The sequence below is a fragment of the Streptococcus infantis genome, from assembly GCF_047464215.1.
In the GTDB taxonomy this organism is placed as follows: Bacteria; Bacillota; Bacilli; order Lactobacillales; family Streptococcaceae; genus Streptococcus; species Streptococcus infantis_P.
On record NZ_JASHCG010000003.1, the window covers coordinates 1 to 11,639 of the forward strand.

An 11,639-nucleotide genomic window follows, 5' to 3' on the forward strand; every position below is an offset into this window, starting at 1 on the left:
TATTTTCCCGCAGACTTTACAACGGAAACGGCGTTTTCTCAATCGAATGAGTGTCTTATAGCCTGCACACTCTAGATAGGGGATTTTAGATTCTTTCTGGAAGTCATATTTAGTCATTTGCCCTAGGCAGTGATGACACTTAGGAGCAGGATAATCTAGCTTAGCGATGACTTCTTTATGAGTTCCAGCATCAAGATAATCCAAGATTTTGATGTTCTTGTCTTTAATTCCGAGTAAGTTTGTGATAAAATTTAATTGTTCCATAAGATTCTTTCTAATGATGGTTTGGTCGCTTTTCATTATAGGTCTTATGGGACTTTTTTTCTACAACAAAATAGGCTCCATAATTCCTATGGTGGTTTTACCCACTACAGAAATTATAGAGCCCTTTTTCTTTTTGTTTTTCCATGCTATAATGAATGTAGAATAGATAAATATAGAGGAATAACATGAACGAGATTAAATGTCCCAATTGTGGCGAAGTATTTACAGTCAATGAAAGCCAATATGCAGAACTGCTTTCTCAAGTTCGAACTGTAGAGTTTGACAAAGAATTACATGAGCGGATCAAGCAAGAATTGACTTTAGTAGAGCAAAAAGCTTTAAATGAACAACAGGCAAAACTGGCTCAAAAAGACCAAGAAATTGCCCAGCTTCAAAGTCAAATTAACAACTTTGATACAGAAAAAGAATTGGCTAAGAAAGAGGTAGAGCAAAGTGCTAGTCAAAGCCTGCTAGAGAAAGAAAAAGAAGTCCAAGCACTGGAGAATCAGTTAGCTACCCTGCGCTTGGAGCATGAAAATCAACTACAAAAAACTCTTTCTGATCTTGAAAAAGAACGTGATCAGGTCAAAAATCAGCTCCTCTTACAAGAAAAAGAAAATGAGTTGTCTCTAGCTTCTGTTAAACAAAACTACGAAGCCCAACTTAAGGCAGCAAATGAGCAGGTTGAATTTTACAAGAATTTCAAGGCGCAACAATCAACCAAGGCAATCGGTGAAAGTTTGGAACACTATGCGGAGAGTGAATTCAACAAGGTTCGAAGTTTTGCCTTTCCAAATGCCTACTTTGAAAAAGACAATAAGGTTTCAGCACGTGGTTCTAAGGGCGATTTTATCTTCCGTGATTTTGATGAAAATGGACTAGAATTCATCTCCATCATGTTTGAGATGAAAAATGAAGCTGATGGGACAGAGAAGAAACATAAGAATGCGGATTTTTACAAAGAGTTGGATAAGGACCGCCGTGAGAAAAATTGTGAGTATGCAGTTTTGGTAAGTATGCTTGAGGCTGATAACGACTACTTCAATACTGGGATTGTCGATGTTAGTCACGAATATGAGAAGATGTATGTCATTCGTCCCCAGTTCTTTATCCAGTTGATTGGACTCTTGCGCAATGCTGCCCTTAATTCTCTCAAATACAAGCAGGAATTGGCTTTGGTTCGCGAGCAAAATATCGATATCACGCATTTTGAGGAAGATTTGGACGCTTTCAAGGTAGCTTTTGCAAAGAATTATAATTCAGCTTCTGTTAACTTTGGTAAGGCCATTGACGAAATCGACAAGTCCATCAAGCGGATGGAAGAAGTCAAGAAATTCCTGACCACATCAGAAAACCAACTGCGCCTTGCTAACAACAAATTGGATGATGTTTCCGTTAAAAAATTGACAAGAAAAAATCCAACTATGAAAGCGAAATTTGATGCCTTGAAGGGGGAGTAGAAAGCAGTGGAAAATGAATTATTAGTATTGAATACTGAAGAAGTAAATGGCTCTGAAAATTTAAATTATGACGAATTAGAAGAACTATTGGAACAGCAATTTACTATGGAGTTTTCTAATCTTGAGAAATTAGAACTAGAATGTAAAGAAATTAGTTCACCGGATAAATTAGGAGATGTCATTTTAGATGAAATTTGGAGTCAATTTGCGAATCAAATTGATTTAGACATGACAAGCGACACACTTCTTAAGCAGTATAACGATAAACATCCTAATGGTTATACAAAAGAAGAGGGTGCTAAAATAATGAATGATAAAAGGTATACTGATGCAAATAATGCTATGAAAGAAAAGCAAAAAAATGGAAATTTAAAGGATGAATATACTGGAAAAACAATTAAAATTAACGAAAAAGCTAATTTGGATCATGTCATACCAAGAAAACAGATTTTTGAAAACACATGGAGGAAAATAGCAAATATTGAAACTTCTGATTTAGCCAATAAATCAGAAAATTTTGCAGCAACTAATGAATCTCTTAATAAAAGTAAAGGGGCAAAATCTAATAGCGAGTATATAAAGAAAAGAGATGTAAGAGAAAAAAATCTAAAAGAACAAGTTGAAAAAGCTAATAAAAAAATTGATAAGATGAATATCTCAGATCCCGAAAAGCGAAATCTTAAAGCTGAAAATAATAAAAAATTAAATGATAAATTATCTGCTGATTCACATAAGATGCTAAAGGTTGAGAAAAAAGCCAAGAAAGCTATCAATAAAGATATAGCAAAAAAAGCTCCTGTAAGAATGGCGAACAAGGCAGGTAAAGATGCAGTTAAAGCTATGTTTGTTGCAGCGTTATTTGGGATGTTGAAAGAAATAATGAATGCTTTGGTTCGTTTTTTTAAATCTAAAAAACGTTCGTTTGATACATTCTTAGATGAAATGAAAAATGCGCTTCATTCCTTCTTTAGTAAAATTAAAGAATTTATCAAAGTTGGAATTGATAGTTTTGTTGGGAGTATCGTGGGAGAAATTATTGGAGCTTTCGCTCAAAAGTTGAAAAAGTTACCAAACTTGATTAAGCAAATATTTGGATCAATAAGAGAGAGTATTTCTTATCTATCAAATCCCGAAAGTCAGTCACATTCTACTGAGATTAAACTTGCACATATTTCAAAAATCATTACTTCTGCATTAGTAGGAGTAGGAGCAATGTTTTTAGGAGAATATTTTGAAAAGTACTTATTACCACTATCAGGAATGGGATTTGAGATTAAATTTTTAGGGACCATAGCAAATATCTTGGGAATGTTTTTAGCTAGTTTACTAACCGGAATTTTGGGAGCAATAATTATTAATGGAATTGATCAATTTATTTCCAGAAAGTTAATTGAGGAAAATCAAAAGAAACAAGCTAATAAGAAAAATGAATTGTTAAGAATTCAGGATGTTCAAATTTTTGTTGCCGAAGAAAATGTTGCTATTAAACGGAACCAAATTTTTAGTAAAATGGCCCAAAATCATCAAAAATTACGAGAATTACTTGGAAATGTCCAAGAAGATATTTATCTATCTAAGGTGAATTTCAAACAAAGATTACTAAATAATGAAGTATATTTTGATGAAAAGCATGATGAACTAGCTGAGATGCAAAACGTATTAAATGATTTACTATAGGAGGGGATTGTTATGTCAGAAGAATTAGAGATTCAAGTTTTGGCAAAGTCTGAAAAATTTAATGAGAAAAAAGAAGCGTTAAAAGCTTTTAGTGAAGAAATACCAGAACAATCAGATTTACCAACAGTTCCTCAGGAAGAGAATATATTTAATATTTTTTCTGTCGACTATGGAGTTAAAGGTAAGGATTTAAACGCTCTCACGGATGCTGTTCAAAATAGAATGATTGAACAAAACCAGCACATAAAAAAGATTATTCAAGAATTTAATACAATTTACGAAACTTTTCAGATATTAGATGATGACTATATTCAAAGAATTTCAGACTCTTTAATTGCTGCAAAAGAAGCTAATAATACGGCTTTACAGGGATTAAAAGAAATTGAAGCCTATCAAGAAAATAATAAAAACTTATTAAATGATGTTTTTAAACAAAATAAAGATTTAATTGATATTTTAAAGAAACATCATGATAGATTAGATGATTTAGAAAAACTAGAAAATAGTTTTAATAATTTACAAGTACAAGTAAATAATACACAAAATAATTTTAAAAATTACCTTGATGAAATCAATAACAAATCAATAACAGAGGGAAATAATCTAAAGTTAGTTGTTGAAGGTCTTGAAACAAAATTAGAAGAAAAGCAAAAGGAGATTGTTTTTCTAAAAAAAGGACTCTATACTCTAGGAATCACCGTTGTTTTAATAGTATTATTTCTATTGTTTAAAGGTATGTAGATGATTAGTGAAACTTATTTAAAATTGTTAAAATCAGAAGTGAAAAAGCTTGATGATCTGACAAATAATTCTTTTGAATTTGAGACTGTTCTTCAAGAAATTGTTGATAATAAAAAGTATTCGGAATTAGAGTTTATAAAACGTTTAGGTAATTCGTCAAATAATGATAGATTTCCTAAGATTAAAGATAGACAAACTAGTATTTTAGAATTATTGTATAAATATCTTGGTTCTAGATTTATAGATAGTGAGTACGCTATTTTAAAAGAAATCAAGACCAAATCATTTGAGGAGCTGTCCGATGAATTAAACTCTCTGATAGGATTAGAAAATGTAAAGAAAGAAATAGAAGACCTAGTAATCTTTAACAAAGTTCAGAAAAACCGAGAAAAGATTGGGTTGAAAAAAACAAATAGAACGATGCACATGGCTTTCCTCGGGAATCCAGGTACAGGTAAAACAACAGTTGCTAGAATTGTTGGTAATATGTATCGTTCTCTAGGAATACTAAGTAAAGGTCATTTTATTGAGGCGACTAGAACGGACTTAATAGCTGAATACCAAGGACAAACAGCTTTAAAAGTTAAAAGACTAATTCAAAAAGCTAAAGGTGGTGTTTTATTTATTGATGAAGCATACAGTATCACAGAAAATGAAAAAAGTGACAGTTATGGTCGAGAGTGTTTAACAGAACTGACAAAAGCTTTAGAAGACTACCGTGATGATTTAGTTGTAATTGTAGCAGGATATGATGACTTAATGAAGAAATTCTTTGAATCTAATCCAGGCTTAAAATCAAGATTTAACTACTTTATTATGTTTGAAGATTATACTGTGGATCAAATGTTAGATATTTTTCTTTCATATTGCAAAAATGAAGAGTACACTTTGAATGATTCTGCAAAAGATAAATTAAAAAAATATTTAGAATTACATAGTAACAATCCTGAAAATAAAAATGCGAATGGTCGGTTTGTAAGAAATGTATTTGATAAGATAATTATGAATCAAGCAAAGCGTTTAAGTAAACTTTCTTTGGCTACAAAAGATAATTACATTACGATTCTTGAAGAAGATATTTCATGAATGAAATTAGAAAGCAAAAATGAACGGTATTATCAATTTTAAAAAAGAAGCAGGGATGACCTCGCATGATGCAGTTTTCAAGCTGCGTAGGATTTTAGGAACTAAGAAGATTGGTCATGGTGGGACCTTGGATCCGGATGTGGTGGGTGTTTTGCCGATTGCGGTTGGCAAGGCGACACGCATGGTCGAGTTTATGCAGGACGAGGGTAAGGTCTATGAGGGGGAAATCACTCTAGGTTATTCCACGACTACCGAGGATTCTAGTGGTGAGGTAGTTTCAGAGACACCAGTTTTGTCACCTTTGAATGAGAATCTTGTCGATGAAGCAATTGCTAGTCTGACAGGTCCTATCACTCAGATTCCACCTATGTATTCCGCTGTCAAGGTCAATGGGCGCAAACTTTATGAGTATGCGCGTGCTGGTCAAGAAGTAGAGCGTCCAGAGCGTCAGGTGACGATTTATCAATTTGAACGGACAAGTCCGATTTCTTATGAGGATAAACTTGCGAGATTTACTTTTCGTGTAAAATGCAGCAAAGGGACTTATATCCGTACCTTGTCAGTTGACTTGGGAGAAAAACTTGGCTATGCAGCTCATATGTCTCATTTAACACGAACAAGTGCAGCGGGCTTGCAGTTAGATAATGCTTTGACCTTGGAAGAAATTTCCGAAAAAGTAGAGGCTGGACAACTAGACTTTCTTCATCCATTAGAGATTGGAACAGGTGACTTAGTTAAAGTTTATTTGACTCCAGAACAAGCAGAAGAAGTGCGTTTTGGTCGCTTTATTGAATTGGAGCAAACTGAGAAGGAATTGGCTGGTTTTGAAGGTGATAAATTATTAGCCATTTTAGAGAAACGGGATCATCTTTATAAACCAAGAAAGGTTTTCTATTAATTAGAGCTGGTGGAAAAATTACAAACTGATGTTTAGTTTAAAAAAGCTGATAGACAGTCTAGTTTAGAAGAGAAATTATTTTGAAAAAGGGTTGATAACACGGTGATATTTGACAGTTTTGCTTGCTTATGATAATATTTAAATAAAGAAAAGCTAGAAAACTTTCAGAGGATATTATGAGTATTGAGATGACTGTTAGTGAGATTGCTGAGGTCTTGGGCTTGTCCCGCCAAGCAATCAATAACCGTGTCAAGGAATTACCTGAAGAAGATACGACTAAAAATGATAAAGGAGTCACTGTGGTAACTCGCAGTGGCTTGATTAAGCTTGAAGAAATCTACAAAAAAACCATTTTTGAAGATGAACCTGTTAGTGATGATGTGAAGCAACGTGAGTTAATGGAGATTCTTGTTGATGAAAAGAACGCTGAAATCATCCGTCTTTATGAGCAGTTAAAGGCCAAAGACAAACAGTTAGCTGAAAAAGATGAACAGATGCGTGTTAAAGACCGTCAAATCGCAGAAAAAGATAAGCAATTGGATCAACAACAACAGTTAACTCTACAAGCTATGAAGGACCAAGAAAACCTTCAGTTGGAGTTGGATCAGGCTAAGCAAGAGGTACAAGCAACGAAGAAAGGCTTCTTTGCTCGCTTATTTGGAGGATAAGAAAAAACTGCTTGGTTTCTAGGTATAACCAAGTAGTTTCTTTTTACACATATAGTAAGGGATGGATAAAATGGAAAAATTAAGAGATTACATTTCATTTGATTTGGAATTTAATAAACACCAAGATAAAACTCACTTGATTCAGGTATCTGCGGTCCGTTTTAAAGATGGTGAAGAAGTAGGAGCATTTGACTCTTATGTTCATACAGATGTGCCTTTGAAAAGTTTTATCAATGGTTTAACGGGTATCACGTCTGAAACCTTGAAAGACGCACCGATGGTGGAAGATGTACTTAAGAATTTTCAAGACTTTGTGGGTGAGTTACCCCTTATTGGTTATAATGCAGCCAAGAGTGATTTACCGATTTTATTGGAACATGGTTTGGATTATAGTAGCCAATATCTAGTCGATCTCTATGATGAAGCTTTTGAGCGACGTAGTTCTGATCTTCATGGTATTGCCAATCTCAAGTTACAGACTGTGGCTGAATTTCTAGGATTCAAGGGTCAATCTCATAACAGTTTAGAGGATGCGCGAATGACTGCGCGTGTTTATGAAGCTTTTCTAGAATCTGATGAAAGTAGAATATTACTGGACTCCAAGAGTAGTCTAAACTCTAATCCTTTCGGTGGTTTAGATTTATCACAGCTGTTTGATTAGGAGGTTTTATGAAACCTGAAAAACCTAAAAAATTGGGTTTTAAAAAGATTTACCTAAATCTGGATAAAATCCTCTTTCTATTTTTTCTAATCTTCATGCTGGTAGATTATATTTGGTTGCCATTGAACTCATTGATAGCAGGCTTTTTACTCAGTCAGACGGGCTATTTGTTTATCTCTTACAATAACATTTTTGAAATTTTAAAACATGCGCCTTTAGTAAGCTTTGGTTTTTTAATCTTAATAGCCATTAACCTTTTAGTGGCTTATTTTCAAATTAGTCTCCTCTTCATTGGGGCTCGACATCTTCTCTATCATGAAAAACGAACCTTGATTGAGTATAGTCGCAAGGTATTTCGTGAAAGTATAGCCTTCATGAAACGTCTGACTCTTTCCAAGGCCTTGTTTATCTTCGTTTATATCGCTATGATTTTTCCGTTTATCAGGAAGATTTTTAAAATTTATTATTTTAATAAAATAGTTATACCTGATTTTATCCAGACCTACATGGAAGACAAGTATTGGATATGGTGGCTTGGTATTATCATCTTGTCAATTCTCTTCCTATACGTTTCTGTTAAGTTGGTTTTTGTTCTACCAAAAATCTTTTTTGAAAAGATGACGGTTAAGGATGCTGTGGTCTACAGTCTAGAAAAAACCAGGAATCATTTTTGGTTTTACGCTTGGCATCTTTTTCTCATTGTTGTCAAAACAAATCTTTTCTTTTACTTACTTCTAATCCCACTATTGGTTGGCCAGTTTTTAGTAGATGGTCTCACACATCGAGAATCTTTGATTCTTGCTATTTCGAACTATATTTTGATTAAAAATATCCACTATATGGCTTTGACTTACTTCTTGGTTAAGTTTACCTCCTTTTTAACTGGTGAGGAGTTGGATATTATGCCAAGACGAAAGAAAGATCATATCATGAGATGGGGTGTAATGGGGTGCGCCAGTGTCTTCTTTGCGATTGAGGGTTATGTTTATCTAGAAGCACCCGTAGTCAATCCTCCGCTTGTCATCTCTCACAGAGGAGTTTCTAATGGGAATGGTGTCCAAAATACAGTTGAATCCTTAGAAAAAACAGCTCAGTTAAAACCAGATTTAGTTGAGATGGATGTGCAGGAAACCAAGGATGGTCAGTTTGTCATGATGCATGATGCTAACCTAAAAAGTTTAGCGGGATTAAATGTAACACCGCAAGACTTAACTTTAGATGAGTTGAAGCAATTAGATATTTATGAAAATGGTTATCAGACCAAAATTTCCAGCTTTGATGATTATATAAATCGTGCCAATGACCTTCATCAGAAATTGCTGATCGAAATTAAAACGAGTCGAAAAGATAGTGCCCAAATGATGGATCATTTTCTAGATCAATATGGGGCAAAGATCAAAGTTTATGGGCATCAGATGCAATCTTTGGATTATCATGTTATTGAAAAAGTAAGTCAGTATGATAAGGAAATTCCAGTCTATTTCATTCTGCCCTACAATTCCGTTTTTCCAAGAACGAATGCTACAGGTTATACCATGGAATATTCTACCTTAGATGAATATTTTGTAACCAAGCTTTGGAATACAAAACAAAAACTCTATGTATGGACAATCAATAGTTCGGAATCCTTTGATAAATCCCTACGTTTGGGAGTTGATGGTATGATAACAGATGATCTAGAAAGAATTAAAGAAGAGCTTGAAACCGCTCAGGAAGATCCTGAATATACGGACTTGCTTCTCAAGAAAGCAGCAGAAATATTTACTTTCTAGGTAAGACAAAAGAGGCTGAATTGAACATCAGCCTCTTTTTATGCTATTAGAATGGTAATTTACCAGCAAAAGCACCTAGTTTCTTCTTAGTTGCTTCATCAATTTGTTCAAGAGCAGCATTGACTGCTTGAACAGTCATATCTGATAGAGTTTCAATATCTTTTGGGTCAACAACTGCTGGATTGAAGTCAATCTTAACAACTTTCTTGTCTCCTGTTAGTGTGGCAGTTACAAGGTTTTGGGCAGAAGTTCCAACAAATTCTGTAGCAGCAAGTTCAGCTTGACTTTGCTCCATTTGTTTTTGAAGTTTTTGAGCTTGACGCATCATGTTTTGCATATTCATCATAAGATTTTTAAGATTCCTTTCGTATCAAGGCTTTGAGCCTTGTTTTAATTTTTAGATTGAAAGTTTAGTTCCTACTTTAACAGGCTTTTTGATAAGCGAGTAGATTAAGAGGTACTTTATTGATTATATCATTTTTAAACTGTAAATAAAAGTTAAATATTTAATGAATAGGGGTTTTAAAAGGTCCCCTGTGTACGTAAAAATAGAAGAACTAACAATAAATTAAGAAAAAATGCTGTTCTTTAATCAAGGCTATGAAGTTAAAAATCCTTGTTTTACGATGTTATTCGGAAATGATTTTTAATGATCATTTTGATAAAAATATGAGATAATGAATAGGTGTATTTAACGAGAGATTAAAAAACATCCGAGTGTTTAGATTATTGTAGTATACAGGAAGTATTGTTATGAAAAAGATAAACTTTAAAGTTGATAATCCTTATGAAAATATTGATAGAATCAGAAAAATAATTTCCAATATTGTTCAGGTTGCTCCTGATTCCTATATTTATTTTGGAAATATTGTTTCTTATTCTAAGTACGATGGTGATGATTCTGAGAGTATTAAGAAACGACAAGAGTTAATTGATTACAATGCAGATGTTAATTTTTATCATTTTAAGATGATAGAGGTGAATGCATTTTATGAATATCTATATCATTGTAAATATATTGAAGACTGTCAAATTATAGTTACTAATAAAGGATATGATGTCGAAGACATATACAGACTATTGGCTACTCCAGGAGAATTCGTACTGGATTTAGAAGTGTTAGAGGGAGAGCTGTTTTACATCAGATATGATGATATGCTTATCGATGAATTGATTTTTAAAAAGTAGAAAAAGAACTTATAAAGTTTTTAATTGTAGGAACTTAATAATGACTGAAAATCTGATATCTATAGAAAAACTTATAAGACTTTAGCTTCTGAAATTCAGAACAGGCTACATGACTTCAAAAACCAATAATCACTCTTGAAAATTTTTGAGGTATTAGCGTTTTATTATTTATGTAAAGTTTCTAAATGCCCTTTAAAATATACTAATGTAACAATCGTTTTTACCATAAAAATGTTGTTAATGTCTAACGATCAAACATTAAATTTTCTGACAATTTATTGAATGATTAGAAAAACCATGATATAATAAATTTAAAAAATGGGATTCCCATGATTTAATAGGAGCGTTATATGAAAAAACTTGGTTTTATCCTTTTATCTTCGACATTGTTGTTATCTGCTTGTGCAGTTCGTTTTGAACAATCGTCAACTACAAGTAATTCCTCTCAGGTTACAAAATTGTCAGAAGATAACCAAAAACTATTGGATAAGGCAACTAGCGACTACAAAACCTTTGTGGAAGAACAGATTGATAAACTATTGACGGATACTGAAGGTTTTGTTCAACTATTGAAGGATGGTAAGCTAGAAGAAGCTAAAAAGGCATACCCTTTAATTCGTATGTCTTATGAGCGCTCAGAGCCGATTGCAGAGAGCTTCGGAGAATCTGATGTGAAGATTGATTTTCGATTAGCAGACTACTTAGATGAAAACAAGACCGAAGAAGGTTGGTCTGGTTTCCACCGTATCGAGCGCATTCTTTGGGAGGAAAACACAACCAAAGGAACTGAGTCTTATGGTGACCAACTGGTAAATGACATCAAGGAATTGAAGGCTAAGATTGCGACTGTAGATGTTGATTACAAAATTATGCTAACTGGGGCTGTTGATCTTTTAAATGAAGTAGCGACAAGTAAGATTACTGGCGAAGAGGAGATTTATTCTCATACAGATTTGTATGATTTTCGTGCCAATATCCAAGGTGCTGAAAAGATTTTCCAACTCTTTAAACCTTTGCTTGAAAAATCAGATGCAGCCTTGGTTAAGGAGTTAGAGGAAGATTTCAAATCTGTCAATAGTTTGTTAGACAAACACATGACGGATAAGGAACACTATAAGCTCTATACAGACTTAACGAAAGAAGATACCAAAGAATTGTCTGAAGCAGTCACAAAACTTGGTGAACCATTATCACAAATGGGTAAATTTCTTGGTGGAGAATAAG

The 11,639-nt window shown here is 33.6% G+C and carries 12 protein-coding genes; 10 read left to right on the forward strand and 2 right to left on the reverse strand.

Annotated elements, in window-relative coordinates; all coding sequences use genetic code 11:
• Positions 1 to 264, reverse strand: a 264-nt coding sequence (locus QM469_RS02255) for a transposase family protein (protein WP_414320619.1), incomplete at its 3' end; no start/stop codon positions are given.
• 185 nt (positions 265 to 449) lie between these two features.
• Between QM469_RS02255 and QM469_RS02260 the strand changes: the two genes are divergently transcribed.
• From QM469_RS02260 to QM469_RS02295, 8 genes are all read left to right on the forward strand, one after another.
• Complete coding sequence (locus QM469_RS02260) at positions 450 to 1,724, forward strand: DUF2130 domain-containing protein (protein ID WP_414275985.1); 1,275 nt, start codon at positions 450 to 452, stop codon at positions 1,722 to 1,724.
• A gap of 6 nt (positions 1,725 to 1,730) precedes the next feature.
• The gene (locus QM469_RS02265; RefSeq protein ID WP_414275986.1) at positions 1,731 to 3,401 is read left to right on the forward strand and encodes a hypothetical protein; all 1,671 of its coding nucleotides are present in this window, start codon (positions 1,731 to 1,733) and stop codon (positions 3,399 to 3,401) included.
• A 12-nt stretch (positions 3,402 to 3,413) separates the two neighbouring features.
• On the forward strand, positions 3,414 to 4,142 hold the full coding sequence (locus QM469_RS02270) for a hypothetical protein (RefSeq protein ID WP_414275987.1): 729 nt from the start codon (positions 3,414 to 3,416) through the stop codon (positions 4,140 to 4,142).
• The gene (locus QM469_RS02275; protein ID WP_414275988.1) at positions 4,143 to 5,228 is read left to right on the forward strand and encodes an AAA family ATPase; all 1,086 of its coding nucleotides are present in this window, start codon (positions 4,143 to 4,145) and stop codon (positions 5,226 to 5,228) included.
• 19 nt (positions 5,229 to 5,247) lie between these two features.
• Positions 5,248 to 6,126, forward strand: coding sequence for a tRNA pseudouridine(55) synthase TruB (truB, locus tag QM469_RS02280; RefSeq protein WP_414275989.1), 879 nt, complete (start codon positions 5,248 to 5,250; stop codon positions 6,124 to 6,126).
• Positions 6,127 to 6,302: 176 nt separating this feature from the next.
• Positions 6,303 to 6,794 (forward strand): chromosome segregation protein RocS, encoded by a 492-nt coding sequence (gene rocS, locus QM469_RS02285; protein ID WP_000021254.1) that lies wholly within the window; start codon positions 6,303 to 6,305, stop codon positions 6,792 to 6,794.
• A gap of 70 nt (positions 6,795 to 6,864) precedes the next feature.
• Positions 6,865 to 7,455 carry a 3'-5' exonuclease gene (locus QM469_RS02290; RefSeq protein ID WP_311523492.1) on the forward strand — a complete coding sequence of 197 codons (591 nt, stop codon included), beginning with the start codon at positions 6,865 to 6,867 and terminating at the stop codon, positions 7,453 to 7,455.
• 8 nt (positions 7,456 to 7,463) lie between these two features.
• Positions 7,464 to 9,227 (forward strand): glycerophosphoryl diester phosphodiesterase membrane domain-containing protein, encoded by a 1,764-nt coding sequence (locus QM469_RS02295; RefSeq protein ID WP_414275990.1) that lies wholly within the window; start codon positions 7,464 to 7,466, stop codon positions 9,225 to 9,227.
• 46 nt (positions 9,228 to 9,273) lie between these two features.
• On the opposite strand, the gene QM469_RS02300 is transcribed toward QM469_RS02295, so the two are convergent.
• Positions 9,274 to 9,573: a YbaB/EbfC family nucleoid-associated protein gene (locus tag QM469_RS02300; RefSeq protein ID WP_414275991.1), complete on the reverse strand. Its 300-nt coding sequence runs from the start codon at positions 9,571 to 9,573 to the stop codon at positions 9,274 to 9,276.
• A gap of 407 nt (positions 9,574 to 9,980) precedes the next feature.
• On the opposite strand from QM469_RS02300, the gene QM469_RS02305 reads away from it, so the two are divergent.
• Both QM469_RS02305 and efeO read left to right on the forward strand, forming a co-directional pair.
• On the forward strand, positions 9,981 to 10,415 hold the full coding sequence (locus QM469_RS02305) for a hypothetical protein (protein ID WP_414275992.1): 435 nt from the start codon (positions 9,981 to 9,983) through the stop codon (positions 10,413 to 10,415).
• 350 nt (positions 10,416 to 10,765) lie between these two features.
• A complete protein-coding gene (gene efeO / locus QM469_RS02310) occupies positions 10,766 to 11,638 on the forward strand; it encodes an iron uptake system protein EfeO (RefSeq protein WP_414275993.1) in 873 nt (290 codons plus the stop codon).
• The last annotated feature ends 1 nt before the right edge of the window (position 11,639 follow it).

Coding starts and splice junctions, on each gene's coding strand:
- QM469_RS02295 (WP_414275990.1), top strand. CDS start 7,464: ATGAAACCTGAAAAACCTAAAAAATTGGGTTTTAAAAAGATTTACCTA.
- QM469_RS02290 (WP_311523492.1), top strand. CDS start 6,865: ATGGAAAAATTAAGAGATTACATTTCATTTGATTTGGAATTTAATAAA.
- QM469_RS02305 (WP_414275992.1), top strand. CDS start 9,981: ATGAAAAAGATAAACTTTAAAGTTGATAATCCTTATGAAAATATTGAT.
- truB (WP_414275989.1), top strand. CDS start 5,248: ATGAACGGTATTATCAATTTTAAAAAAGAAGCAGGGATGACCTCGCAT.
- efeO (WP_414275993.1), top strand. CDS start 10,766: ATGAAAAAACTTGGTTTTATCCTTTTATCTTCGACATTGTTGTTATCT.
- rocS (WP_000021254.1), top strand. CDS start 6,303: ATGAGTATTGAGATGACTGTTAGTGAGATTGCTGAGGTCTTGGGCTTG.
- QM469_RS02260 (WP_414275985.1), top strand. CDS start 450: ATGAACGAGATTAAATGTCCCAATTGTGGCGAAGTATTTACAGTCAAT.
- QM469_RS02275 (WP_414275988.1), top strand. CDS start 4,143: ATGATTAGTGAAACTTATTTAAAATTGTTAAAATCAGAAGTGAAAAAG.
- QM469_RS02270 (WP_414275987.1), top strand. CDS start 3,414: ATGTCAGAAGAATTAGAGATTCAAGTTTTGGCAAAGTCTGAAAAATTT.
- QM469_RS02300 (WP_414275991.1), bottom strand. CDS start 9,573: ATGATGAATATGCAAAACATGATGCGTCAAGCTCAAAAACTTCAAAAA.